The sequence below is a fragment of the Aquibacillus halophilus genome, from assembly GCF_009649745.1.
In the GTDB taxonomy this organism is placed as follows: domain Bacteria; phylum Bacillota; class Bacilli; order Bacillales; family Amphibacillaceae; genus Aquibacillus; species Aquibacillus halophilus.
The window spans coordinates 37,724-62,235 of record NZ_WJNG01000016.1 but is presented as its reverse complement, the minus strand read 5'-3'; the positions used below and the strand labels follow the sequence as shown (position 1 = coordinate 62,235).

The following is a 24,512-nucleotide window of genomic DNA, read 5'->3' as shown; positions in this document are numbered from 1 at the left end:
ACCTACACTACACTTGCAGGTTGGTTTTCAATTTCACTGTGAGGATTTTCTACAACATCTGGATCATAAATATAATTAAAATTCCCAGTCACAGGAATGGCTCCCCCAAATCCAGCAAAGTTCATCCCCTGACTTTGATTTAGTTTTTCATGTACTTCCCATCCATTTGCAGCCGTGTCGCCAATAAAAACACCGCCAAGACTCTCTACACCGTTAACATTTATCATATTGAATACAATTGGTGCCGTCATATTAATATTCCACCCTTCCCTCATAAATAAAGTAAACACTAATATAATATGTAAAGTACACTTTATCGTTCTAGGGCACGAACCCTATGGGTGTTTAACGCATACACTTTATACTAGTAGATACTTGGGAGTGATCTTTATCAACACAAATCCACCTATATCCTTTGATGAAATAAATGTGAACGTAATTGAATCAAATGCCGGCATTTTTATTGGAACAAATAGTCAGTCATTTTGGAGGACTTTTAGTAAACAAAATCATGGCCTTGGGACAATTTCTGGTAACCACAATCAAACATCTAATAACAGTAATGTTGTTATCGATCCAGACACAACTGATTCCCCGTCGTATAAATAACATTTTTTAAGGGAGTATGATTAAAAAATGGTACATGAAGAAAATTTTATTTCATTTAATAATATTAACGTAACTAGTCTAGATTCGAATACTGGTGTATTCATAGGTAGAACAGAATCGAAAGGTTGGAATGTCAAAGAAAAGTATAATACTGGTTCAGGGAAATGCAGAACTAATCAAAGAGGTAAATCACCACAATCAAATAACTTGAATGTAGTATATGATTATGACATTTATGATCATATACTAAGTAAATCAATTAATTAAGTTTTTGTAAGTAAAACGTCTCTGATTGGAGGATTTTAAATGGAACCACTTATGAACTTAAAAAAATTAAACGTAGAGACTGTTTCAAGCTGTAGCGGAATATTTCATGGTCAAAACAATTTGCATGGATTTAAAGGTATATCTATTAAAAATGAGGGCTTGGGAGAAGTTGATGGGGACCACAATTCAATAACTAATTTAAAAAATATGATTATCAATAATGACAGAACATAAAAATGATATCAACTTCCAAGCTAATTATGACTTCAGTCAACTTAAGTCCCTTATTGAAGAATTAAATAGAAAGTCGGACGGAATTGTTATAAATATAAATATTGAAAATGCAGACATTAACTTATCGGATTTAAAAGATATACCAGTGACCTTTAATTTTGAAAAGGTCGATATTAAAGAGAATAGCGGAAGTGTAAATTTCGGTAACAATTTAACTAGCAAGAGTGATAGTGAGAAAAAAGATAAAATCAAGCAATCAGATCCGAAACAATCAAAAATTAGTGATATTCAAGTTAAACTAAACAACAAGATAGTGGACTATTCTTTCCTTAGGAAGTGATCTTCATGAGCGAAATTCCATATAACGATTACAATTTAAACGACAAAAGTGATACAGAAAATTCAAACTCAGAGGAAGAAGAAAAAAAAACAGCTTCTTCACCATTTTCTCCTGTTTTCCATTTTAAGGAGTTCAAAGTAGGTACACTAGAAAACGCAAGTACAATCAATTTTGGTAATAACTATCCAACAAACTTCAAAGGTTACAAGAAACATAATCAAGGGTTAGGAACAATTGATGGGAATAATAATGACATACACGATCTAAAATCACATATGAATTTGAAATATTTAATGGACATGATCTTAGAAGATAAGGATAACTTACCTGACTGGGTATTAGACTTGATTGATGAACATCATTTAGAGCATAATGATAATCATAATTCAACAGATGATAGCAATTGAGTTACTGATTAAGCTAAATAGATTCGACCAAAGCCCCAAACCATACAGGTTTTGGGCTTTAGACTCCAATTATAGCTTCATTAAGTCGGACACATCTAAAAGCTTGTTGCGATTTGTACATTTATAGTTCTTGTTTTCCCTTCACATTAAGATCTAATGTCTTTTTTCAAGTGTTATCCCGACAGGACATGTAATTAAAATGATGATCTTCAGCACGTTCCCGTTTACATCCTCTTGAAATTTAGTTGGCTCTAGAGTCATTTGCAGCATTCGTGTTTTGTTTCTGATTCTAGTGCGTTAACCTGACAGTCGATCATCTGATATTTTTTTTAATCTTAATAGAATTTTGTAAAAAACTTTATCTTTCACAGCGGTAGCCCATAAACCATCACTGAATCGTTCTTGACGTACGTAAACAGTTAGAATTGCTCTAGTTAACTGCAAGTTCGCCGAATCAATAACTCCTCTTAATTCATCCGACATTGCTAATTGATATCTTTCCAACGTTTCTATATAATTTGCATCCATTATTTCTGTTTCATACACGTCATCTATAAAGTTTTTAAATTTTTGATTATAAACTGGATAGCCTAGAGAAAAGTTATCATTCTCCCTCTTTTTTCCACCCTCCCAGCGACATACTTCATCTTCAGAAATAGTTTTAAAGTAATCAATATAATCAAATAGTTTTTGATAGGTAATCATATGATATCTTCCTCTCAAACCAACTTCTTATCGATTCATTTCTTCATTTGCATTACTCAATGCGTACCAGATGGTTTCAACTTCTTTATTCTCTATACGCCAGTTGCAATTGGAAGGGATAACTCGATAAGAGTAGGTGCTATAAACACAACCATCCCGTTAATAGACTCAAATATGCTCTTATTACATTCATCACAAATGAACATCTTATACTTTGTCAAATTCTTTGTTATACAGATTCTGTTGATCCATAAACTTAAAACAGGTTATTGTATATAGTTTAATTCAACACAGATAGCCAATTCCCTTTATAAAGGAAGCTTGTTTTTTTGTGAACAATTAGTTTAAGCATCTTAAATAAACAAATGATATCACTGAAAGTTCTTTTATTAATTTTTTTTTATTAGTATTGAAAGTCCGAGTTAAGTAAGGGGTTTATACTTTAAATGACATTTGTGAATCTAGGATTCTTAACCCTGGTAATTATACAGATTTAGTTTTTAAAATATTTCCCGGGTAATGTTAATCGATTTCCCTCTTAAGATTTGCATGTCTACAAATGATTCTCCCATTGATTGTGCGTTTTCAATGACCTCTTCAGGTACAGTTATTTCACCAATTGAATTGAAGTCGGAAAGACTATAAGTTCCTTTACTGTATTGTGTAATTGCACCTAATTCACCTGTCGTTTCTGAATCGTATTCATACTTATATTCTGTCATATAAAATGTCTCTTTATCAATGCTTACCTCATAGGTACCGCTATTAATTTTCATGTTTTCATAATGTTCTTTAAATAATTCACTTGTTGCTCCAAAGCTTGAACCCATCACAACGTTTTTATACTCTTCATTATTACCAGCAAAGGATAATAGATAATGATCACCGTTATCGATAACTTCGAAACTATCACTTTGGTTTACATATGCTTCAATCTGCTCTTCTTCATACATATTATATTGTTCGTACAAACTTCCATACCCTGAATCAGTTGGCATCGAAAACCAATTTTCTTCAGAGTTAATATACAAAGTTCCATCTTTCATATACATTTCCATGTCACCTTCTTCTGTTTCACTTAGAACAGAAGAAGCTTTCGCGTACATTACTGCTGGATCAGATAGGATAATTTCCATCGTGAAAGTTGATTCACTTTTTTCTTCCACGCCATTAAACGTACTGTCGTCTATAAATTTGCTTATTCCTTTAAAACTTGTAACCTCCGCCATTGCTTCTGCAGATTTTTTTAGGATGCTCTTGACATCAAGGGCATCTACTAGATCCCCTTCATCATCTGAACTTTCTTTTTCATCCTCAGTAGTATCTTCTTCTGCGGCTTCTACTTCGTCGTCATCACTTTCCAAGGACGCTTCTTCAGATTGACTTACGTCCATTTGCGAGTCATTCTCAGCATCGTCATTACTTGTACTGTCTTCGTTACAAGCAGCTAACAAGAATATACTTATCATTAATAAAAACACTATTAGTTTTTTCATGTGGACACCCTCTTCTAGTATTAGAAAACTAATTTATCTTACTATTAAAGGTATCACACAATATTAAAGAGGTAATGTATCCCTAGGTATATACTTCATCTAAAGAGCCTGGAAATGAAGATTTAAGGCTTAATTTAAACCTAATCCGTACTTAATACTTCTTTTATAGTAGTTTAAATAGCCTCCTCATTAATATGGATCTTATTAATACTGGTTTCAAACTGGTTATCAAGGGGAATAGTAACTCAAAACAAATCAGAAAAAATACAATAAAGTAATGAGCCTGCCCCTCTCATTTTATCCAATTGACTTTTCTTATAATAGCTGATGGTCCAAATGGAAATTCAAGAATCATAATCTGCGATTTTTCATCTCATTTTTGTTAAAATTACATTATATTTTTTTCTAATACTACATATAAAGGTGGTCCCCATGACAGATTTAGAAAAGAAAAAGAAATTAGATTCATTTCTTGAAAATAAGAATCTACCTTTTCACAAAATGTTCGAGGTTCATTCCGATGCTATTTACCTACTTGATTTTAATGGTAACTTTGTAGAGTGTAACCAAGGTTTTACCGACCTTACTGGATATAGGTGTGAAGAATTAACTGGTAAAAGCTTTCTTAGCATCGTTCATAAAGATGATAAATCTAGTATGAAAAATAACTTTAATAAGTCTATTCATGGTGAAATTGCGAGAAGAGAATTTCGAATGATTAGTAAGGATGAAACAGTAAGGACAGTTAATACAGATGCTGTTCCTATTAGTTCGAATGATGGAGAAACATTAGGTCTTTTCATAATAGGTAAGGACATTAGTAAGCAAAAAGAACTTGAGTCACTTGTGTACCAACAGGATCGGAAGTTTCGTTCATTAATAGAAAATTCAAATGACATTGTTAGCCTAATAAATGAAGACGGTGAAGTCTTTTACCGGAGCCCGTCGATGGAACGTGAATTCGGCTATGCCCCAGACGAAGTTCAAACCGGATATAACTCATTAATTCACCCCGATGAATTAGAAAGATCAAAGCAACTATATGTCGAAATAATTAATAAACCTAATCAGGTTATAAAGACAGAATTGCGATTATTACATAAAAACGGTGAATGGAGACACGTTGAGGTAAGTGCTAAGAATCTGATACATAATGAAGATATAAAGGGGATTGTTGTCAATTATCATGATATTACTGCTCTTAAAAGAGCGCACGAGGAAATTCACCATATGGCTTATCACGATTTCCTCACCGGTTTACCAAATCGTAGGTTCTTCGAAGACAAATTAGAACTAGAGCTTAATAAAGCAAAGGAAACTAATTCAAAATTAGCTGTTCTACTGATTGATTTGGATCGTTTTAAATTTATTAACGATACATTAGGACACGATATAGGCGACAGAGTGTTGAAAGAAGTATCAAAGGTATTAAAAAGCTGTGTCTCTGAAAAAGATATGGTTGCCAGAATTGCTGGTGATGAGTTTGTCATTATCATCTCAGAGTTAACAGACGACCAGCGTGTTATTAATGTTGCCACCAACATTAAAGAGAAGCTTCAGTTTCCCTTTATTATAAATAATTACGAGCTATTCGCTACTTCAAGTATTGGGATAAGTATTTACCCGGATTCTGGCGAGGATATCAAAACATTATTGAAAAATTCAGATGTGGCGATGTACTTAGCAAAACAAAACGGGAAAAATCATCATGAAATGTATACTTCAACGATGAACATTAACACAAGCAAAACTTTTTCTTTACAAAATGACCTTAGAAAAGCACTAGTTAAGGATCAATTTGAATTATATTATCAACCTAAAGTAGATGCTCAGACAAATCAAATTGTAGGTGCTGAAGCACTTATTCGGTGGCACCATCCAAACCGTGGACTAGTTCCCCCTGATGATTTTATCCATTTAGCAGAAGAATTAGGACTCATTGTACCGATCGGGGAGTGGGTATTACGGTCAGTTTGTCGACAACTTAAGTTATGGCAGGAAGAAGGTTATCAATCTCTCAAAGTATCACTCAATTTTTCGGTCCGACAGTTGTTGCAAACGGATATAGTTGAAACCATTTCAACTGTGCTCCAAGAGAATCGAATTGAAGGAAAATGGTTGGAAATTGAAATTACAGAGAGTATGTTGATAGAGCAGGAAGCAGAAACATTAAAAACCATTGAAGCAATAAGACAACTTGGAGTGCATATTGCACTAGATGATTTCGGAACAGGATATTCTTCTTTAGGCTATTTAAGGAAATATAAATTTTCAACGATAAAATTGGATAAACTTTTTGTTAAAGATGTTCATATTAATGAAGAAAGTGCTGCAATTACACAATTCATCACTAACCTGTCTAAACAACTCAATATGAATGTAGTTGCAGAAGGTGTTGAATATGAAGAACAACTAACAATACTTCGTCAACTTAAATGTGATGAACTCCAAGGATATTTGTTTAGCAAGCCGAAACCTGTAAACGAATTCGAGAAAATGTTAAATAAACATATTCTTTAAGCATATAAACTAGATTAAGAATAATAGAAAAGTAAAAGCTCCAGGATACTGAAATATACCTCCACCGCTAGGTATCTATCATATTTCAGTACGTACTTGGAGCTTCATCTTTAAGTTCTCAAATTTCCGCTAAAAATTCAATTTAGGCTAATCGTTGGTTTTTTTCTTCCATGTCAGTTTTATTAGAAAACCACATAGTAATTACAATACTGACAATTACAACTGACATCCAACCAATGTTTTCTATTCCAACAATACCGCCAACCATGAAGCCAATTATTGGTCCTACAGCTGCACCTAAATCAAGAGAAATTGTGTAAAAACTTATAATGTCAACTTTATGTGAGGAAAGGTCTGCAAATTCCGTTGCCATCGTATCAACAATTAGTAATAAAATTGAGGACAGTAGCAATAGAGTAAAAACAATGACCAACCATAAATATATGTTTAAATCGAAAGAAAAAAAGATTAGAAATACTATAGTCAATGACAAGAAAAATAAAAACAATTTACTTTTTTCTTTCTCCCGATCTAATACCTTACCTAGCATTGGAAACAAAAAAGGTAGTAGAAACCATTTTAATGATTGTATGAATCCACCAATAGTGGCGGCACCAATAATTAAAGAATATAGAGTTACTTCAAAACCATATTTGCTTTCAATTATACTACTTAAGGTTGCTGTAAAGGTTCCTTCAAGTGATAGCATAATTAGAAATCCCGAGACGAAAATCAATAGTGCTTGTTTAGATGTAAAATGATTCTTAATTCTAAATATATTGTTTATCGTTTTAAAGTCAGGACTTAATTGTGACACCTTAACAACCGGAACAAAATAAATAATAAATGGTATGGCAAAAAACGCAATCAATCCGAAAAAAATTGAAGTTATTGTTAGTCCATGTATTTGAACAAATAAAGCTCCAAAAAACATTCCGATAATACTTCCTATCCGATAGAGACTATTGTATAATCCTAAAAAATGCCCTCTATTTCCATTCTCAGATCCTCTTTCAATAATAAATAACATCGTACCTAACTTGAAAAAGGACCACCCTACTCCCCAACAAGCTCTAATTATTAACCAAATCCAAAATCCCTCAACTATACCATATGATATGGTTGTAATACTCGCAATGATGACCGCGATAATCAGGCCACTTTTCAAATTATATCTTTTGTAAAACGCACCAATAACAGGATTAATCGGAATTCTAATAAACCTGTTTATTGATAATAAAATTCCTACCTCTATTAATGATTCCAACCCAATTTCTCTCCAATATATTGGTAGAACAATATACAGCATCGAATCACCGATTAGACAAACAGCAGTGGCTAATGAAATAATAATAATTTGATTGCTACCAGTTTTATCTTTTCCATCTACATAGGGAAGCGACTGATTAAACTTCAGTCGCTTAGATTTCTTCCTAACCACAGCAACCTTGTTCCTTATTTTCTATATTGTCATCTTCTATTTTGTTTGTAGGATTATAGCAACTAGAAGAGTCCGTTATACTAAGCTTTTCAACTTCGAGTCCACTTTGAATGATTACTTTGTTTTCCATGGTTTCTGGCTGACAGCACGGAGCTCTATTAATACTACAGACACCGGTTTCCGGCAATTCTAAGTGTACCTCTTTTGCAGCGTCAAAATCACCTACTAAATAAGATACTATGGATCGAGCTTGTTCATAACCGGTTGCCATTAGGAAGGTTGGTGCCCTCCCATAACTTTTCATGCCAATTATATAAAAATTCTCCTCAGGTTGTCTAAGTACCTCCTCACCATGCGGGCGTACTGTTCCACAACTATGAACATTAGGGTCAATTAAAGGAGCTAACTTGGAAACACTTTCTATTGCAGAATCAAGGTTAGTTCTAACTTCTCTTAAAAATGAAATATCCGGTCTAGCACCTGTCCCGGTAATTATTTGGCCAATACCCGAGATACTTGCAGGAACACCGTTTTCAATTCCTCTAACTAAAATGTTGTTGTTTTCTTTAACTAGTTCAGTTATATAAAAACCAGTCTTAACATTTATTTTTCCGGACTCAACTAACTCTTGTATTCTAGTACCTAATTCACCTCTTGCAGCCAAATTATCCTTTTCCTGTCCCCCATAAACATCATTTACTTTCTCTTTACGAATGGCCCATATGATTTCTGTCTTAGGATACCTATCTTTTAAATAGCCTAAATCTAGAATAGAGTTTATCGCTGAGTGACCGCTACCAACAACAATTATTTTTTGTCCTACATAACGTTCCAAATTTTTACCTAATACATCAGGAATCCCATAATAAATATTGTCCCTTAAACTCTGTTCACTAGAAGTCCATACCCCGCTTGATAATACTGGATTAGGATTTGACCAAGTGCCAGTGGCATCAATCACCGTTCTTGCTCTAACTATTTTTGAGATGCCATCTTGCTCAACGTATATCTCAAATGGAAGGTTTTCTCTGTTCCGGTCTTTAACTTTGTCCAAGCCCATTCTAGTAATTCCAACAACCTTTGTATTCAAGAATAAAGATTCCTCAATTTGCGGGATTTGACTTAGAGGGTATAAATAACTATCCAAGAGTTCCTTACCTGTAGGTAGTTCATCTAAGTCCGGAGACACCCAACCATTTTCAATTAATAATTTTATTGCTTCTTTGTCCATGTTATATTTCCAAGGAGAAAACAATCGAACATGTGCCCATTTCAAAATATTAGCTCCTACCTTCTTCCCAAATTCAAGAATGATGACCTTTTCTCCTTTGTTAATTAGATGGGATGCAGCAGCCAATCCAACAGGACCAGCACCAATAACCGCAACCGGAAGCATTTCATTTAGATTACTATTAGTTTCTATCATAATTTTTAACCTCCATTTTTGTTGTCATATATATAGACGATAACTTTTTAAATGGATGCAAAATTAGACTAAAAAAATAGTAAATAATTTAAGCTAAATCATATAAATGAAGTGTATCTTAAATTTATAAAAAGATTATAATAAAATAAACTTCTCAAAAGTCTAAGAAAGGAAGTTGCCTTATGGAAATGACAATGATATTGGAGCAATTCAAATACTCATTGGAGAATTTTATAAAAGGGAAGGTATCTAATAGCGAAGATGTTGCCGATCTATTACAGGATGTGTTCTTAAAAATCCACAGTAAATTAGGTGAGTTAAAGGATGAAGAAAAACTGCAACCATGGGTTTACCAAATTGCTAGGAATACCATCACTGATTATTATAGAAAAAAAAGCAAAGACATTACTAAAAATCCGAAATTCATTATAGAATCTTCTTTAATTGAACAAGACCAACAAAATGTGAATGAAAATATGAATGAAATAGTTTCCTCTTGGTTAAGAGAATTAATGGATATATTACCGGATAAGTACAGGGAAGCATTACTATTAAGCGAGTTGGGGCAACTGACTCAAAAAGATTTAGCTGAAAGACTACAGATATCTGTTCCAGGCGCAAAATCCAGAGTTCAACGAGCAAGAAAATTACTGAAAGAAGCACTTTTAGACTGTTGTCATCTAGAAATTGATTCTTCCGGAAATGTCATTGATTATTGGGTAAGACAAGAATCTTGTTCCTGTCGGGATACAGGGTAAAATGGTCAATTATAATACAAATCAAATTTAGTTATTGCATCATCGAAATGCTTATCTACATCTTTAGTTTTGAAGACCACTTTCTCCTTATCAAATAATGTTCTCCCAAACCAAAAAAGACCTTCTTGTTCTATGTGTACAACTTGTGGTAATGTCTTTTGGAATAGAAAACCTACATTACTAAAAATGGAGCAGCCCAATGATAAAATTGAACTACTCCTTTTTCTTTCTATGAGAAAATTATTGATTTAAAATCTTACTTTTTTAAAATATGCTCCTCTTCAAATTCCCTCATAAAATCTACAAGTGCTTGAACACCTTCTAGCGGCATTGCATTATAAATGCTTGCACGCATTCCACCTACAGAACGGTGTCCTTTTAACGTCTCTAAGCCTTTTGCTTGTGCTTGCTTAACAAATGCTGTATCTAGTTCACGGTTTGGAATTACAAACGGAATGTTCATAATCGAACGGCTATCCTTCCTTACTGGTGATGAAAAAAACTTAGAGCCATCAATATAGTTATAGAGAACTCTCGCCTTTTCTTCGTTGACCTTCTGCATTGCCTTGATTCCACCGTGATCTGATAACCAATCGAATACAAGCTTAGCCATATAGATTGCAAATGTAGGCGGTGTATTGTACAAAGAACCACTTTCACTATGTGTTTTATAATCCAACATCGTTGGACAAGTTTCTTCCGCATGGCCAATTAGGTCTTCACGTATGATTACAACCGTTAAGCCGGCTGGTCCAATATTCTTTTGAGCTCCGGCATAAATTAAGGCGAATTTTGAAACATCAATCTCTTCAGATAAAATATTAGATGACATATCGGCAACTAGTGGGACATTCCCTGTATCTGGAAAATCTCTAAAAGCTGTTCCTTCGATTGTGTTATTGGTAGTGATATGGACATAATCCGCTTCTGGATCAATCATGGTAGAGTCAACTTTTGGTATGTACGTGAAATTTTCATCCTCTGAAGTTGCAATCACACGTACTTCACCAAATTTTTTAGCCTCTTTTATTGCCTTTTTTGACCAAGATCCTGTGTTTACAAAGTCTGCTTTTCCGCTTTTAACAAGTAAATTCATTGGTATCATCGCAAATTGCTGTGATGCGCCACCTTGAATAAACAGAACTTTATAATTTTCTGGAATGTTCATCAAATCTCTAAGTAGCTGTTCTGCTCCCCTGATAACTTCTGTGTATAGGCCAGAACGGTGACTTAATTCCATCACTGACATTCCTGAATCCTGGTAGCTGAGCAATTCTTGTTGTACTTTTTCTAACACAGTCAGCGGAAGCATAGATGGCCCCGCTGCAAAATTATAAACTCTTTTCAATGTAAGCATCTCCTAAATAATTTATAGACAGAAAAAGGTAAGGATTATATTCCTTACCTTTGCCCAGGCGAACGGCTATCGATACTATGTGCTCCCTTACGGTTATCCGCATTTCGCCAGTTACACATAGCCCTTTATCTTTTGTAAGCTTATCAATTTTTTCATAATTACTCAATACTTATTATGAAAAAATTCCGACAAATGTTTGACGTTAACAGCATATATTGTTTTTTCTATTGATACTAGTTCCAACTAAAACTTATATTTGTTTATTTCTGTTGAATAAAAAGAGACATTGTTTCTCATCTTATACTTGAGGTGACTTATGGTGAATCGAGCGATTACTACAGCATTATTTGGGATCGGTACTGCCCAATTCTTAAAGGTACCTTTAAATTATATTGAGACTGGTACATGGGATTGGAAAAAATTGTTTGGTAGTGGGGATATGCCAAGTTCTCATTCATCCGCTGTCACATCACTTACTACGTATGTGGCTTTAAGAAAAGGAGTTCCATCAATAGATTTTGGAGTCAGCACTATTTTTGGTTTAATAGTCATGTATGATGCCATGGGAATCCGCTGGCAGGCTGGTGAAATAGCTATTGCAGTGAACGATATAGATGAGAAATTAGAACAAATTGCAGACGGTCACCCAGATATTTACCATAAAAGACGAGAAAAGGAACTAAAAGAAATGCTTGGGCACTTACCGATTGAAGTTGCGGGTGGAGCTTTACTGGGAATTGTTATAGGCACCATTAGTTATTTGACAGAAAAAAATGTGAAATCAAGTTAATGCATGGAACCTTAGTCGTTCTGACAAGGTTCCATGCATACTACTTATCACTTTTATAAACGATTTTTTTTCTTACAACTCTATCCAATACCTTTTTACAATGGTTCCATCTTCTTCAACAAAATCCTTATCTATAACTCCACCATTATTGATAATTGTTTTGGCAGAACCTATATTACTTTCGTCACATACAACGAGAATTTTTGTTAGCCCTAATTGTTGAGATTTTTCTATTGATAATGACAACAACGCAGTAGCGAATCCTTTTTTTCTTTCAGTAGGACGAATACCATAGCCAATATGTCCGCCACTTCTCAATAATAAATCTGTTAATTGATGTCGTATATTAACTACTCCAATTAGTTTGTTGTTTTCATTGATCATCCAATAGGTCGAATCTGGTACCCAACCATTAGGAAGATTTATCCCTTTTTCGTTATTATGTAAAAACTGAATCATCTCTTCAAAATTTGTTGGGTCTTTTTCTATAACCCAAGGAATCATATCCTCCCCACTATCTAACCATTCCTTGTAAAATGAGAGATATTCCTCCTTTAGTTTCACTGTAGGTTTAATTAAAAACAGGTTTTTTTTCATTAATAGGTTCCTTTCTTGTGCAGCAAAATCTTTTTTGATTTTAACACATTTCACTTGTGAACCACACTGTATCTAATTCAAGAACATTTATTACAAGCGCCTCAAGTGCTCGTCTAATTATCACCTCCTAGGCATACATTGTTTTCGAGGTGAGAAAAATGAAAGAAGCAACTTTAGACAAATTGAATTTATTTATTGTCATGTTCTTTATTAGCCTGATAATGAGGATTCAAGTCCCAGTGTTTACTCCATATGCAGCATCACTTGGAGCTTCAAGCATTTTAATTGGCATTATATTTAGTGTTACTTCTTTTACCAATTTGGTAGGAAATTTATTAGCAGGACCATTGGTTGATCGTTTTGGCAAGAAGATGTTCATAACTGTTCCATTATTTGCCTCGGGAGGACTTTTTATTGCCCACGGTTTAGCGTCAGACTCCGGAGACTTATTGTTATTGCATGGACTAAATGGATTCGCTTTAGCCTTTTTGATTCCTGCAGCTTTCACGCTACTCTCAGGATATGCTAACAATAGTCAGCAACAAGGCAAAAACATGGCTATCAACGGAATCCTATCAACCATAGCAAGTATAATTGCCCCACTAGTTGGAGGGAAATTGGTTGTCCTTATTGGCTATGTCAACACTTATTACTTCATTGGAATTGCAATTATTCTAACTGGTATGTATTCCATTCGTTTCTTACAAGACAGACAAGTTGTTATTATCGACAAACGAAATCAAGCACCCATAGATAATCGACGTATTCATTCGGTTTCAAATCTAGCAGTTGTTTATTTAATTGGTTTTGCTGTTATGTACACTCACGGAGTGATTATTTTTGAAGTACCTTACCTAACTGTTGAAAAGGGATTTTCCACCTTTGATACAGGTCAGTTATTTAGCTATATGGGCATTGGAACATTTATAACGCTATCACTATTTTTCATCAATCGATTTGATCCCCTTAAAAGACTAGGACTTGGTTTGTTTGGAATGTCGATAGCCTTATTCTGTCTATTCACTTCGTTACTTCCATTACCTTTCCTGTTGTTTGTTATTGGTTTATTCTTTGGTCTTGTAATGCCGGCAATGGCGACAGCAATTACCGAAAGCGCAACAAAACAAACTCACGGCCGAGCCTTTGGTTACATGTCCGCGGTTTTTTCCTTAGGTATGATAGTCAGCTCATTTGTTACCGGAGCTATTCGTGACATAATCTCTCCATATTTCATCGCCTTTTTGGTTGGGATGGTTGTCTTAACAGTGGCTGGCTATAGTAAGTTACGTTCTGCATAAGATGAAAAACGAAGTTCATTTAATTTAGCTTACAACTAGACTAGGAAACTGACATATTTTAATACCGAAAAGCTATCGATGATAGTGCGTGAACGGTTTTTAAAGGTTTTTTATGAAGAGAAGGACTAAACACGAATTGTAAAAGGCCAGACCCTATGACTTCCCTGGGGTCTGACCTTAATTAAAACAGCTCTTTTAATAAATATATTCTTACTATTTCTCGCAAGAATATACAATATCATTTTGTTGTCTAGCCGTCTCCGTAATGGTCAGAACGTCTCTACTCACTTTTTTCAGGTTGATATATTCATCTTTATTTTTTGATTCTATAATTCTAACAAAGTTTTCAACCTCATATACCATGTCATTTTCCGACTGTTCTATTCCAATAGGAATGGTCTGCTTTGAATGTATATTAGTTAACTTTAAATTGGTCAGCGAACCTATATCATCAATCGAGATGGTTGCTTTTTCACCATTAATTTCAGAATCATTGAAAGAGGTCGATATTTTAGAAAAAATTATCGTGCATGTGAAATCCTTATAATTTAAAACAAGAGTTCCACCGCCATCGACACCTGTATTTAGTAAAACTGGAGAGTAATCCAGATCTTCAGGGTATCCAAACAAAGAAACAGCTATAGATATTGGATACACCCCTAAATCAACCAATGCCCCGCCTGAATATTCAGGTGAGAAGATGTTAGGAACCTCCCCTTTTAACACATCGTCATACCTAGAAGAATATTTAATTCTATGAAGAAAAACATTGCGGACTTTCCCTACTTTTTCTACACTTTCCTTTAACCTTTTAAAATTTGGCAAGTGTAAATTCCTCGTTGATTCAAATAAAAATACATCATTTTCTTCTGCTACTCTATGGGCTATATCTAGTTCTCTTGTGTTAGAAAATATAGGCTTTTCACAGATGACATGTTTTTTATTTTTTAAAAACAAAAGGGCTTGTTCATAATGCAAGGAATTAGGAGATGCAATATACACACAATCAATTAATTCACTTTGGGCCATCACATCTAAATCAGTAAAATAATCATCTATACCATGTTTGCCTGCAAATTTCTTAGCGCTCTGTTCGGTTCGTGAATAAACAGAGGTAAGATTTAATCCTTTCGTTTGCTTAGCTGCGTCAATAAACAAATCTGTAATCCAATTGGTACCGATTGTCCCTAAGTTCATATCCACTGCTCCAATATCATCAAATTAGCTTACTGATTCAAGATTTGTTTCATTTTAGTTGCAACATCATATGGATTTTCAGCTTTTGTGATTGCACTTCCTACAATAACAGTATCAGGCTTCTCCTTCACAATACTAGGTAACGTAGTTAGATTAATCCCACCTGCTACAGTAACTTCGAAATCGTATCCTTTTACTAAAGAGAATAAGTCTGTATTAAAATCCCCTTTTTCTTGTTGTTTATCTTTTCCAACATGCAAACTAACAAGATCAACATCCAATTCTTGTAGTTCAGCAATTTTGTCTCTTGAATCAACTTCTAATAAATCAACCATAATGCGTTTTCCGTACTCTTTTGCAACTTTCAATGTTTCCAAAATAGTCAATTTTGAAGAAAATGCCATAACCGTGATAATATCAGCTCCAGCATCGAAGGCTTGAATTGCTTCATGTCTACCCGCATCACATGTCTTCATATCAGCCATAATTAGTTTGCTAGGATAAAGACCACGTATCTCACGAACAATTGGCATACCATATTCTTTTATGACACCTGTGCCAATTTCAATTATATCAATGGCTTCTTGAGTATCATTTAAAATTTGAATACACTCTTCTCTAGTTAACCGGTCTAACGCTAATTGCAATTTCATTTAAAAGCTCCTTATCGCTCAATTCTCTCGATCTCACCTAGGCGACCTTGGACATCCTCATAATATGGAAGTCCTTCATTATCACCAATCACACCAACCACCATGGAACCAATTGTATTAGCAAATTGAAGTGTCTTTTTCAATGGCCAATCATTTAAAATACCATATATCACACCTGAATCAAAACCATCGCCAGCACCTACAGTATCAACCACTTTAGGAGCTTTAACAGGCGGTGCTTCAACATACTCACCATTGTGATAACCAACTGAGCCTTTATCACCTTGTTTAATAGCGATATAAGAAATGTCAAACTCTTTTAATTTTTCTATTATTACTTTGGGTTCTTTTTCCCCAATAATAATTTCCATCTCCTCATCACCAGCAAGCAAGATGTCAACATGAGGTAATATCTTAGCTAAAGTATTCTTTGCTTCTTCCTTACTCCACATACGTAATCGAATATTAGGATCAAATGAGACTTTTAAACCATGTTTTTTTGCTAAAGAGATTGCTCGATCAATTATTTCAATGTTTTTAGGGTTGATTGCAGGAAATATGCCTGTAAGATGTAGTATTTTTGCTTTTTTAAAATACTCTTCATCCAAACCATCTGGGGTCATAGCTAATACTGGAGATTTATCACGGTAATAAAAAGTTCTACCGCTACCATCTTCTGATATTTCTTTAAAATTCAATGAAGTAGGATAGCCGTCAACAAACTTTACCTGAGATACATCGATTCCTTCTCCTCGTGCAAAAGTCTGTACGTGTTTACCAAACTCATCATTTCCTAGATTACTAATAAATCCAGATTTCAACCCAAGACGAGAACAACCAATTGCAACATTCAGCTCTGCTCCAGCCACCTTTTTTTCAAAGCTATTTACAAATTTCATCGGCCCAGTTGAACTGGGATTAAATACGATCATTGCTTCACCAATTGTGATTACATCATTCATTTTCATACCTCCTCTAAATTGTCATGGTGTTCAATGCTGGATCATGACAATTTCACCGTTACGCGCAGTAATAACTTTGTCAGTCATTCCAACAAACAATCCAGTTTCCACAACTCCAACTAGTAATTTTAAATTTTCATGTAAACTTTTAGGATGTAGAATTCTATCAAATTTACAATCCAAAATATAATTTCCATTATCTGATACAAATACGTCTTCTTCTTTTTTTCGAAGTATTGGTTCACAACCAAAGTTAGCAATATGCTTCGCCGTTATATTCCAACCAAAAGGTAGTATCTCGATGGGTAGAGGAAAAGCGCCTAAATGTGTGACAAGCTTTGATTCATCAATTATGATGATCAGTTTCTTTGCCATTGCATCCACAATTTTCTCTCTAACCAAAGATCCTCCTCCACCCTTTAACAAGTTCAAGTTATTGTCAACTTCATCTGCACCATCAATGGCAAGATCAATTTGCTCAACATCCGTAAAATTCGTTAAAGGAATACCAAGATCCTTGGCTAATAGTTCTGTTTTTATTGATGTTGGTATCCCCTTGATATTTAATCCTTCATTTTTCACCCGATTGGCTAGCTTCTTAAGCATCCAGTTAACAGTGGAGCCCGAACCTAGACCTATCGTCATACCGTCTTTAATATAGTTAACTGCTTCTTCACCAGCAATTTTTTTGTTAATATCAATTTGAGTCAACATGAAATGTCGCTCCTTATTTATCTTTTTAGAATAATGATTGAATCCAACTATTAAAATAGACCAGGATTTATCATCTTCGGTACATAGAATGCAATGTCAGGGAAAAATGCTATAAATAATAATACAGCTACTACGATAGCAATATAAGGTATTACTCCTTTAAATGATCTTTCAATTGAAAGATCGCCAATTTTGGCTGCAAGTAGTAAACATAATCCATATGGTGGTGTAACTAATCCAATTGCTAAAGTGATTATAACAATTAGGCCAAGATGGACAGGATCCACTCCAAACTGTAAAGCTGTTGGCAAAATAACCGGTACAAATAAAATCATTGCCGGAATAGCATCCATAAATGTTCCGATAAAAAGGAAGAATAAAATAATGATGATAATAAATAACCCTTTGGTACCGATGTTATTCGTAAAGAATTCTTGAGCTAGTACACCTAATTGGTAATAACTCATTAATTCACCCAATGCACTTGCAGTTGCTAATGCAAAAAGAGAAAGAGAGCTTAGAGCAAGTGTATCGACTAAAATCTTCGGTAGATCTTTTAGTTTAAGGGTTTTGTAAAAGAACATACTTATTAGTAATGTATATAATGACGCTACAGCTGCAGCCTCAGTCGCTGTGAAAAATCCGGAAATAATTCCGCCAATTATAATTACGACTGTAAATAATGCAGGAATCGTTTCTAACAATAATTTAATGAATTTTTGAAACTCAACTCTAGCAGTCTTAGGATAATTTCGTTTAACAGCAACGATATAAGTAAAAATCATCATGCCTAAACCTATTAACACGCCTGGTACAATTCCTCCAAGAAAAAGTGCGCCTACAGAAGCATTAGTAATACCCGCAAAAATAATCATCGGAATACTAGGTGGAATAACTACCCCAACTGTTGATGATGCTGCCGTAACACCTACTGCTGTTTCTTTATCATAGCCGTTCTTAACCATACTAGGAATAAGGATTTTCCCTACACCTGCTGTGTCAGCCTGAGACGCGCCAGAAACACCTGCAAACATCATTGATACTAGAATATTTGCATGAGCAAGTCCACCACGGATTGGTCCTACTATTGCTAAAGCAAGATCAATCAATTTAATTGAAATTTTACCTGAATTCATTAAGTTAGCAGCTAAAATAAATAATGGGACCGCTAATAAAACAAAGGAATCTAGACCATTTAGCATTTTCATTGGAACAGTCATTTCCGGAATGTAAGGAATATTAAAAATTCCTAATAACGCTACAATTCCTATTACAAATGCAATTGGTACACCTACAAACATCAGAACAATAAATAGTCCTACTAATAAAAATCCCATTATTCGTTTACCTCCTTAACTTTCAACATTTTTGCATGATTAATCAAATGTACAGTTGAGTAAATAACCATCGTTCCCGCCATAATCGGGATCGATAACCAAACATATCCCATTTTCATAGCCGGTAAAGCAGCCCAATTATAATTCCAAAATCTTTCAACAACCTGTAAACCGAAGTAGAAAATTGCAATGTTAAACAAAATTAAAACGCTATCAGTAAATATACTTAGCGACAATTTTGGTTTCCCTGTTAACTTTCTTTGCAAGAAATCAAAAGTGAAGTGGTCTCTACGATTGACCATTACTGCTGCGCCCATAAAAACTGCCCAAATAAATGAATAGTTAGCTACCTCTTCTGTCCATATAACTGAAACACCAAGGTGTCGGGTAACAATTTGTATTACAATCACCACAAAAAATGTTAATAATGATAAAGCACCTGCTGTTAATTGAATTTTTTCAAGAATATTAACAAATCGATTCATGATTACCCTCCTTACGAAACCACAGAAAGGACACTTTACGTGTCCTTTTCTTTAGTTTTCTTTTCCTAATTATTAATTACTGCATATCTCTAATTTGTTGTAGTAAATCTTCAACACCCATATCAGCAGCAGCAGCATCTTGAATAGGTTTAGCTAAATCAATGAATGGCTGTCTGTCAATTTCATTAACTTCTGCACCTTCGTCGATAGCTTTTTGCTTATATTCATCTTCTTGAGCATAAAGTGCTGCTCTTTCGGCTTTAACTGATTCGTCAGCAGCTTTCAAGATGATTTCTTTTTGTTCATCTGTATATGAATCGAATTTTTCACCATTAACTAATAGAAAACGAGTAGTATAATCATGGCCAGTTTCAGTTATGAATTTACCGTTGTCGGTAGTGTGATGATTTTGTTGAACAAAGTATGGGTAAGCATTTTCTGCTGAATCAACAACACCTTGTTGTAATGCTTGGTATAATTCGCCCCAAGCTACTGATGTAGGGATAGCTCCAGTTTGCTCCCAATAATTTGCTACAACACCAGATGTTTGTGTTCTAATCGTTAATCCATCTAAATCATCCATGCTTTGTAGCGGTGTTTTACCATAATAGTGTCTAACACCAGCTGACCAGTAACCAACAAGTTTGAAATCATTGTTAGATTTTTCGTTTATCAAATCTGCTAATTGCTGTCCTACTTCTCCATCAACTACATTTTCCCAGTGTTCATAGCTAGTAAATAGGTATGGAAGTGCAAATAAATCAACCTCTTTCACACCTGTTTGTGTCATAAATCCTGGTGATACAAGTACAACGTCAGCTCCACCTGTTTGAAGTTTCTCAACAAGTTCTGATTCTTCTGTACCAATAGTTCCAGCATGAACCTCTACCTCAATTGCTCCATCAGATTCTGCCTCAGCTACTTCCTTGAATTTAACTAATCCATCTTGGTATGGGTTTTCTGTTGATGTCTGGTTATGCGCAGCAATTAGCTTAATAGATTCAACAGATGCTTCTTCTTCTCCACCAGACTCATTATTTCCACAACCTGCAATTATTGTCATAACTGCTACTAACAATATAAGTGTAAACCTTTTCATATTGACAACTCCCTTTTCTATTTGTTTTTAATTTTATAGTTAATAGATAAAATCTATTAATTATTTTTTTAAAGTTTTTCAGTGAAATAATGGCTTCCTACTAACTAATTTTATCAGTCTACCTTTGCTTAAACCTTATTCTAAATTTGCGTGTTTTTTATTTAAACTTGATTCCTCTTTACCATCTTGTTGTTGCAGAAGATAAACGATCACAGCATCTAATAACAAGTGTGCAGATTGGTCAAATTGGCTTCCTAATGGTTGGATTGTATCCGGTTCATGTGGCAACCGTTTTTTGGTCGCAGCAGGAATTAATACGGTACAATCACTTATTTTTCCAATTTCAGAATCTTTATTTGTAGTAACTAGAGTTAATTTAGCCCCAACACTCTTCGCTTGATTTGCATAGTATTTTAGGGATTGAGTGCTTCCAGACCCTGAGATAACTAGTAATATATCCTCTGTTTCAATACTAGGTGTTATTGTCTCCCCTACAACATAAACTTGATATCCACTATGCATTAAACGCATTGCAAATATTTTGCCAACTAACCCTGAGCGGCCTGTTCCAGCTATAAAAATCCGTCTAGCTTGCTTAAGTTCATCAGCTAATTCTTTTGATTCATTCGGATTTATACTTTGTAATACCTCCTGAATTTCATTAGCTATTGTATCTGTTACATGCTTCACTACACATCACCTCTACTAATCCTTTTTAAACGCCTTTTCATGATTTGTGGCAGTATCCGTAATATTTTCACAGACGATATTTCATTTACTAAACCGATTTAGTAAACCGGTCTAGTAATAGTATAATTTAGATGTAAGCGTTTTACAAGACCTTTTTTAAACTTTTTTCAATTGTTTGTTTATGTGCTTTCTCTTTCGACAAAAAAGGCAGCCAGATTACTTTTCTTTCAATCTTTTAGAAGAATCTCTAATGATTAATTCACATGGAAATGAAACCTCATGCCTATCAATCTGCTCTTTATTGATTTGTTTAAGCAATAGATCGGCAGCCTTTTCCCCCATCATATAAGCGGACTGAGCGATTGTAGTTACAGGAGGATGGACGAAATGGGCGAATGGAATATTATCGAATACGACTAAGGCGAAAGATTCTCCGACCTCAAGCTTTTTTTCCTTCGCAAATTCGAGAACTTCTATAAAAACAATATCATTTCCAGCCAATATAGCTGTTGGTGGCGCATCAAGCTGAAATAGTCTGTCTAACTCTTTTTTTATTTTGTCGATACTAGTGCTAATTTGAAATTCCGGATTTATTTTTATTCCATTTGCATGTAGAGCCTTTTTATAACCTTCATGTCTTTCTATTCTAGGTGAAATGGTTAAGGGCTCTGTAGCAATGGCTATCCTTTCATGGCCATTATCGATGAAATGTTGAATAGCAGAATAAGTTGCCTCTATATTTTGAGAAACAACAGTTGGAGCTTGTAAGTCTGGCACTTTACGATCCATAAACACTACAGGATATTCTTCTTTGATCATATTTTTATAGATATCTGCATTTTGAGCTGTTGGGAAAATGATTAAACCATCCACTTGTTTGGCACGAAGCATTTCAATGTACTTTTTTTCTTTTTCGGGATCATTATCAGCATTACAAACGATGGCATGCATATTATGCTTGTTGAAATAATCTTCAACTGATCGGCTCACTTCTGTTGAAAATTGATGCATAATATTTGCTACAATAATACCAACCGTTGATGTCCTTTTTTGTTTTAGGCTTCTCGCTAAATAATTAGGTTGATAATTAAGTTCATCAATGGCAGCTTCTATTCTTATTCTAGTGTCTGGGCTCATATATTCATAACGCTCGTTTAAAAATTGAGAAACTGTACTTTTCGAAACACCGGCTTTTTTGGCAACATCCGCCATTGTTGTTTTTCCCATAGAATATCTACCTCTTCATTTTAATAGTCAAAATAAGCATACTCACTTTTTGTTTATGAAACTCATAGATCACCTTAGAGATTCGACAGTATTAAAAATTTCAGTGAGCTACGCGCTCGCTTTATTTTTTTTGAATCATTAACTGTTGTAGACGAACCATTTCAATGTATTTTTGAATATCATTCAACTTTAATGGGAATTCTAACGCTATCATTAAATTCACTGAGAAACGCCGAAGTATCTTAGTCCACTCTGCGTTCTCTTCATTTAGAATCGGCACTGTTTTCAAACCATCTGCATCTCTTACAACATGTTTTAAATGGATATAACAAACATAATTTGATAGTTTTACTAACGCATTTTCCACATCCTGGCCGGTATAATACCAGTTTCCGATGTCAAATGTCATTTTCACGGGTACATATTGATGATTTGAATATTTAAAAAATGATGCTAGTTTTTCTATATTTCCCCCATACATCGTCTGATCATTTTCAACAATTAGTTGAACGCTTTCATATCTTTCTATAAATCTTTTCAATTCAAGACAATCTGAAACTCCCTCATGATAATGACCAAGCGAAACCTTCAACCAACTTGCTCCTAATTCAACTGCCTCCGTAAAAACCTGTTGAAGTGTTATTTTATTTAAGCTTCCATCCTCACTCCAAAGTTCGATTGGAGCAGAATAGACCGTAAACAACTTGTACTTAACAATCTCTTTTTTGATATCTTTAAGTGGAAAACTACCATTAGGAAATAGTTCACGACGAATTTCGATTCCGTCAGCTCCTGCCTTGGCTATACTTTGCACAAACCAAGCTTGACCTTTATTTAACACCTCATCGAATTGAAAGGCATTTACTGGAATAATTACATCACTCATGTGATACCCCCTTCATAAACCGGTTTAGTAAAGGCTCGTTTCAAATTATATTACTTTTGTAAGCGCTTTTCAAGAGTAAATTTACAAAAACACAAAAATGGGACGGAGGGACAGGTTTCTCGTCCCACCTAAATTTATCTTTATAAAAGTGAAAATATCTAGCTTTCTTCTAAAAAAGAAAGCACCTACAAAAAAATCTAATAAATTTTATTACTATCATGACGGCAACGAGTGATAAATTTTAACTTTTTCTATCAGATTTTATGTTTAATCATTTTAAATAGCAGGAATGCATTTAATATAACTTACTAAAAGGAGGAATTAGAAATGAGAAAAATGTCAAAACTTCTAATACCTACTGTAGTGGTTGGAACAATCTTTGGCGCAACTAGCTTTTCAGCTATGGCTGCTACAGAGACGGTAGAATCAGGTGAAACACTTTGGGGAATTGCTCAAGAACATGATGACGTTACTGTAGATGAGTTAGTAGATTTAAACAGTAATTTAGATCCCACTGCTATTCCAGTTGGAACAGAAATTCAACTTGATGCAAATGAAAACAATGGAAGTAGCGGAAACAGTAGTATGGTAACACACACGGTTCAACCAGGTAACACACTATTAGGAATTGCTGCGGTATATGATGGTGTAACATTAGAAGACTTATATGAGTTGAATCCAGGCATTGATCCGTATGGTTTAACTATTGGATCTGAAGTAACAGTTGTTGGTAATACTGGCGACTCTGGTAGCGATGCCGATGTAGTTTATCACACCGTTCAACCCGGTAACACGTTCAATGAAATTGCTAGTGTGTATGATGGTGTAACCGTTGATGAATTAATTGAAGCAAACCCTAACGTGGACATTTATTCATTAAACATTGGCTCTCAAGTAGCCATTCCACTTAACTAATAATGATGAAAAAAATCCTGCATCTCAATGAGATGCAGGATTTTGATTTGTTTGGAAGAAGGCGCCTGGTCCTTATTAGGAATCTATGTGTTCTTCCCTTAT

27 protein-coding genes and 1 riboswitch are annotated in these 24,512 nt (G+C 34.5%); of the genes, 10 read left to right on the top strand and 17 right to left on the bottom strand.

From position 1 onward, the window contains the following. Window positions 1-2: 2 nt before the first annotated feature. The gene (locus GH741_RS17805) at window positions 3-251 is read right to left on the bottom strand and encodes a hypothetical protein (RefSeq protein ID WP_153738116.1); all 249 of its coding nucleotides are present in this window, start codon (window positions 249-251) and stop codon (window positions 3-5) included. A gap of 130 nt (window positions 252-381) precedes the next feature. On the opposite strand from GH741_RS17805, the gene GH741_RS17800 reads away from it, so the two are divergent. From GH741_RS17800 to GH741_RS17780, 5 genes are read left to right on the top strand one after another with little or no spacing between them, the layout of a single operon-like run. Beyond that, a complete protein-coding gene (locus GH741_RS17800; RefSeq protein ID WP_153738115.1) occupies window positions 382-609 on the top strand; it encodes a hypothetical protein in 228 nt (75 codons plus the stop codon). A gap of 27 nt (window positions 610-636) precedes the next feature. Beyond that, on the top strand, window positions 637-876 hold the full coding sequence (locus GH741_RS17795; RefSeq protein WP_153738114.1) for a hypothetical protein: 240 nt from the start codon (window positions 637-639) through the stop codon (window positions 874-876). Window positions 877-915: 39 nt separating this feature from the next. Continuing rightward, window positions 916-1,110 (top strand): hypothetical protein, encoded by a 195-nt coding sequence (locus tag GH741_RS17790; RefSeq protein ID WP_153738113.1) that lies wholly within the window; start codon window positions 916-918, stop codon window positions 1,108-1,110. Continuing rightward, on the top strand, window positions 1,097-1,450 hold the full coding sequence (locus GH741_RS17785) for a hypothetical protein (protein ID WP_153738112.1): 354 nt from the start codon (window positions 1,097-1,099) through the stop codon (window positions 1,448-1,450). Before GH741_RS17790 ends, GH741_RS17785 begins: the two co-directional genes overlap by 14 nt. 5 nt (window positions 1,451-1,455) lie before the next feature. Further along, complete coding sequence (locus tag GH741_RS17780; RefSeq protein ID WP_153738111.1) at window positions 1,456-1,857, top strand: hypothetical protein; 402 nt, start codon at window positions 1,456-1,458, stop codon at window positions 1,855-1,857. Window positions 1,858-2,154: 297 nt separating this feature from the next. Here GH741_RS17780 and GH741_RS17775 read toward each other — a convergent pair whose 3' ends face one another. Beyond that, on the bottom strand, window positions 2,155-2,562 hold the full coding sequence (locus tag GH741_RS17775; protein ID WP_153738110.1) for a DUF6508 domain-containing protein: 408 nt from the start codon (window positions 2,560-2,562) through the stop codon (window positions 2,155-2,157). 500 nt (window positions 2,563-3,062) lie between these two features. Further along, on the bottom strand, window positions 3,063-4,058 hold the full coding sequence (locus GH741_RS17770; protein ID WP_153738109.1) for a DUF6612 family protein: 996 nt from the start codon (window positions 4,056-4,058) through the stop codon (window positions 3,063-3,065). Between the two features lie 432 nt (window positions 4,059-4,490). Between GH741_RS17770 and GH741_RS17765 the strand changes: the two genes are divergently transcribed. Further along, window positions 4,491-6,578: a sensor domain-containing protein gene (locus GH741_RS17765; RefSeq protein ID WP_153738108.1), complete on the top strand. Its 2,088-nt coding sequence runs from the start codon at window positions 4,491-4,493 to the stop codon at window positions 6,576-6,578. A 142-nt stretch (window positions 6,579-6,720) separates the two neighbouring features. Here GH741_RS17765 and GH741_RS17760 read toward each other — a convergent pair whose 3' ends face one another. After that, a complete protein-coding gene (locus tag GH741_RS17760; protein ID WP_153738107.1) occupies window positions 6,721-8,019 on the bottom strand; it encodes an MFS transporter in 1,299 nt (432 codons plus the stop codon). Continuing rightward, window positions 8,012-9,445, bottom strand: coding sequence for an NAD(P)-binding domain-containing protein (locus tag GH741_RS17755; protein ID WP_153738106.1), 1,434 nt, complete (start codon window positions 9,443-9,445; stop codon window positions 8,012-8,014). Before GH741_RS17755 ends, GH741_RS17760 begins: the two co-directional genes overlap by 8 nt. A 182-nt stretch (window positions 9,446-9,627) precedes the next feature. Here GH741_RS17755 and sigZ point away from each other — a divergent pair, with 182 nt between their 5' ends. Then, entirely contained in the window at window positions 9,628-10,203 is a 576-nt protein-coding gene (gene sigZ, locus GH741_RS17750) for an RNA polymerase sigma factor SigZ (protein ID WP_153738105.1), read from the top strand. A 256-nt stretch (window positions 10,204-10,459) separates the two neighbouring features. Here sigZ and serC read toward each other — a convergent pair whose 3' ends face one another. Beyond that, a complete protein-coding gene (gene serC / locus GH741_RS17745) occupies window positions 10,460-11,551 on the bottom strand; it encodes a 3-phosphoserine/phosphohydroxythreonine transaminase (protein WP_153738104.1) in 1,092 nt (363 codons plus the stop codon). 54 nt (window positions 11,552-11,605) lie between these two features. Continuing rightward, a riboswitch (ZMP/ZTP riboswitch) is annotated at window positions 11,606-11,685 on the bottom strand. 194 nt (window positions 11,686-11,879) lie between these two features. Here serC and GH741_RS17740 point away from each other — a divergent pair. Then, on the top strand, window positions 11,880-12,350 hold the full coding sequence (locus GH741_RS17740; RefSeq protein ID WP_338079550.1) for a divergent PAP2 family protein: 471 nt from the start codon (window positions 11,880-11,882) through the stop codon (window positions 12,348-12,350). Between the two features lie 72 nt (window positions 12,351-12,422). Here GH741_RS17740 and GH741_RS17735 read toward each other — a convergent pair whose 3' ends face one another. Continuing rightward, complete coding sequence (locus GH741_RS17735) at window positions 12,423-12,947, bottom strand: GNAT family N-acetyltransferase (RefSeq protein ID WP_153738102.1); 525 nt, start codon at window positions 12,945-12,947, stop codon at window positions 12,423-12,425. Window positions 12,948-13,105: 158 nt separating this feature from the next. Between GH741_RS17735 and GH741_RS17730 the strand changes: the two genes are divergently transcribed. Next, entirely contained in the window at window positions 13,106-14,245 is a 1,140-nt protein-coding gene (locus tag GH741_RS17730) for an MFS transporter (protein WP_153738101.1), read from the top strand. Window positions 14,246-14,458: 213 nt separating this feature from the next. On the opposite strand, the gene GH741_RS17725 is transcribed toward GH741_RS17730, so the two are convergent. The 10 genes from GH741_RS17725 to GH741_RS17680 all read right to left on the bottom strand — a co-directional run bounded on the left by GH741_RS17725 (window position 14,459) and on the right by GH741_RS17680 (window position 23,495). After that, complete coding sequence (locus GH741_RS17725; RefSeq protein ID WP_153738100.1) at window positions 14,459-15,442, bottom strand: Gfo/Idh/MocA family protein; 984 nt, start codon at window positions 15,440-15,442, stop codon at window positions 14,459-14,461. 29 nt (window positions 15,443-15,471) lie between these two features. After that, entirely contained in the window at window positions 15,472-16,095 is a 624-nt protein-coding gene (gene hxlA, locus GH741_RS17720; protein ID WP_153738099.1) for a 3-hexulose-6-phosphate synthase, read from the bottom strand. Between the two features lie 11 nt (window positions 16,096-16,106). Beyond that, entirely contained in the window at window positions 16,107-17,057 is a 951-nt protein-coding gene (locus GH741_RS17715; protein ID WP_153738098.1) for a sugar kinase, read from the bottom strand. 30 nt (window positions 17,058-17,087) lie between these two features. Continuing rightward, on the bottom strand, window positions 17,088-17,771 hold the full coding sequence (rpiA, locus tag GH741_RS17710; RefSeq protein WP_153738097.1) for a ribose 5-phosphate isomerase A: 684 nt from the start codon (window positions 17,769-17,771) through the stop codon (window positions 17,088-17,090). A gap of 50 nt (window positions 17,772-17,821) precedes the next feature. After that, the gene (locus GH741_RS17705; RefSeq protein WP_153738096.1) at window positions 17,822-19,108 is read right to left on the bottom strand and encodes a TRAP transporter large permease; all 1,287 of its coding nucleotides are present in this window, start codon (window positions 19,106-19,108) and stop codon (window positions 17,822-17,824) included. Next, window positions 19,108-19,593 carry a TRAP transporter small permease gene (locus tag GH741_RS17700; protein ID WP_153738095.1) on the bottom strand — a complete coding sequence of 162 codons (486 nt, stop codon included), beginning with the start codon at window positions 19,591-19,593 and terminating at the stop codon, window positions 19,108-19,110. The genes GH741_RS17705 and GH741_RS17700 overlap by 1 nt, the downstream gene beginning before the upstream one ends. A 76-nt stretch (window positions 19,594-19,669) precedes the next feature. Then, a complete protein-coding gene (locus GH741_RS17695; RefSeq protein ID WP_153738094.1) occupies window positions 19,670-20,692 on the bottom strand; it encodes a TRAP transporter substrate-binding protein in 1,023 nt (340 codons plus the stop codon). Between the two features lie 135 nt (window positions 20,693-20,827). Further along, on the bottom strand, window positions 20,828-21,382 hold the full coding sequence (gene hxlB / locus GH741_RS17690) for a 6-phospho-3-hexuloisomerase (RefSeq protein WP_338079549.1): 555 nt from the start codon (window positions 21,380-21,382) through the stop codon (window positions 20,828-20,830). A 216-nt stretch (window positions 21,383-21,598) separates the two neighbouring features. Further along, window positions 21,599-22,609 (bottom strand): LacI family DNA-binding transcriptional regulator, encoded by a 1,011-nt coding sequence (locus GH741_RS17685; protein WP_153738093.1) that lies wholly within the window; start codon window positions 22,607-22,609, stop codon window positions 21,599-21,601. 121 nt (window positions 22,610-22,730) lie between these two features. Further along, the gene (locus GH741_RS17680) at window positions 22,731-23,495 is read right to left on the bottom strand and encodes a sugar phosphate isomerase/epimerase family protein (protein WP_153738092.1); all 765 of its coding nucleotides are present in this window, start codon (window positions 23,493-23,495) and stop codon (window positions 22,731-22,733) included. Between the two features lie 327 nt (window positions 23,496-23,822). Between GH741_RS17680 and GH741_RS17675 the strand changes: the two genes are divergently transcribed. Beyond that, the gene (locus GH741_RS17675; protein ID WP_153738091.1) at window positions 23,823-24,410 is read left to right on the top strand and encodes a LysM peptidoglycan-binding domain-containing protein; all 588 of its coding nucleotides are present in this window, start codon (window positions 23,823-23,825) and stop codon (window positions 24,408-24,410) included. Window positions 24,411-24,512: the final 102 nt, after the last annotated feature.

Coding starts and splice junctions, on each gene's coding strand:
- GH741_RS17805 (WP_153738116.1), bottom strand. CDS start 251: ATGACGGCACCAATTGTATTCAATATGATAAATGTTAACGGTGTAGAG.
- GH741_RS17795 (WP_153738114.1), top strand. CDS start 637: ATGGTACATGAAGAAAATTTTATTTCATTTAATAATATTAACGTAACT.
- GH741_RS17790 (WP_153738113.1), top strand. CDS start 916: ATGGAACCACTTATGAACTTAAAAAAATTAAACGTAGAGACTGTTTCA.
- GH741_RS17785 (WP_153738112.1), top strand. CDS start 1,097: ATGACAGAACATAAAAATGATATCAACTTCCAAGCTAATTATGACTTC.
- GH741_RS17780 (WP_153738111.1), top strand. CDS start 1,456: ATGAGCGAAATTCCATATAACGATTACAATTTAAACGACAAAAGTGAT.
- GH741_RS17775 (WP_153738110.1), bottom strand. CDS start 2,562: ATGATTACCTATCAAAAACTATTTGATTATATTGATTACTTTAAAACT.
- GH741_RS17770 (WP_153738109.1), bottom strand. CDS start 4,058: ATGAAAAAACTAATAGTGTTTTTATTAATGATAAGTATATTCTTGTTA.
- GH741_RS17765 (WP_153738108.1), top strand. CDS start 4,491: ATGACAGATTTAGAAAAGAAAAAGAAATTAGATTCATTTCTTGAAAAT.
- GH741_RS17755 (WP_153738106.1), bottom strand. CDS start 9,445: ATGATAGAAACTAATAGTAATCTAAATGAAATGCTTCCGGTTGCGGTT.
- sigZ (WP_153738105.1), top strand. CDS start 9,628: ATGGAAATGACAATGATATTGGAGCAATTCAAATACTCATTGGAGAAT.
- GH741_RS17735 (WP_153738102.1), bottom strand. CDS start 12,947: ATGAAAAAAAACCTGTTTTTAATTAAACCTACAGTGAAACTAAAGGAG.
- GH741_RS17730 (WP_153738101.1), top strand. CDS start 13,106: ATGAAAGAAGCAACTTTAGACAAATTGAATTTATTTATTGTCATGTTC.
- GH741_RS17725 (WP_153738100.1), bottom strand. CDS start 15,442: ATGAACTTAGGGACAATCGGTACCAATTGGATTACAGATTTGTTTATT.
- hxlA (WP_153738099.1), bottom strand. CDS start 16,095: ATGAAATTGCAATTAGCGTTAGACCGGTTAACTAGAGAAGAGTGTATT.
- GH741_RS17715 (WP_153738098.1), bottom strand. CDS start 17,057: ATGAATGATGTAATCACAATTGGTGAAGCAATGATCGTATTTAATCCC.
- rpiA (WP_153738097.1), bottom strand. CDS start 17,771: ATGTTGACTCAAATTGATATTAACAAAAAAATTGCTGGTGAAGAAGCA.
- GH741_RS17705 (WP_153738096.1), bottom strand. CDS start 19,108: ATGGGATTTTTATTAGTAGGACTATTTATTGTTCTGATGTTTGTAGGT.
- GH741_RS17700 (WP_153738095.1), bottom strand. CDS start 19,593: ATGAATCGATTTGTTAATATTCTTGAAAAAATTCAATTAACAGCAGGT.
- GH741_RS17695 (WP_153738094.1), bottom strand. CDS start 20,692: ATGAAAAGGTTTACACTTATATTGTTAGTAGCAGTTATGACAATAATT.
- GH741_RS17685 (WP_153738093.1), bottom strand. CDS start 22,609: ATGGGAAAAACAACAATGGCGGATGTTGCCAAAAAAGCCGGTGTTTCG.
- GH741_RS17680 (WP_153738092.1), bottom strand. CDS start 23,495: ATGAGTGATGTAATTATTCCAGTAAATGCCTTTCAATTCGATGAGGTG.
- GH741_RS17675 (WP_153738091.1), top strand. CDS start 23,823: ATGAGAAAAATGTCAAAACTTCTAATACCTACTGTAGTGGTTGGAACA.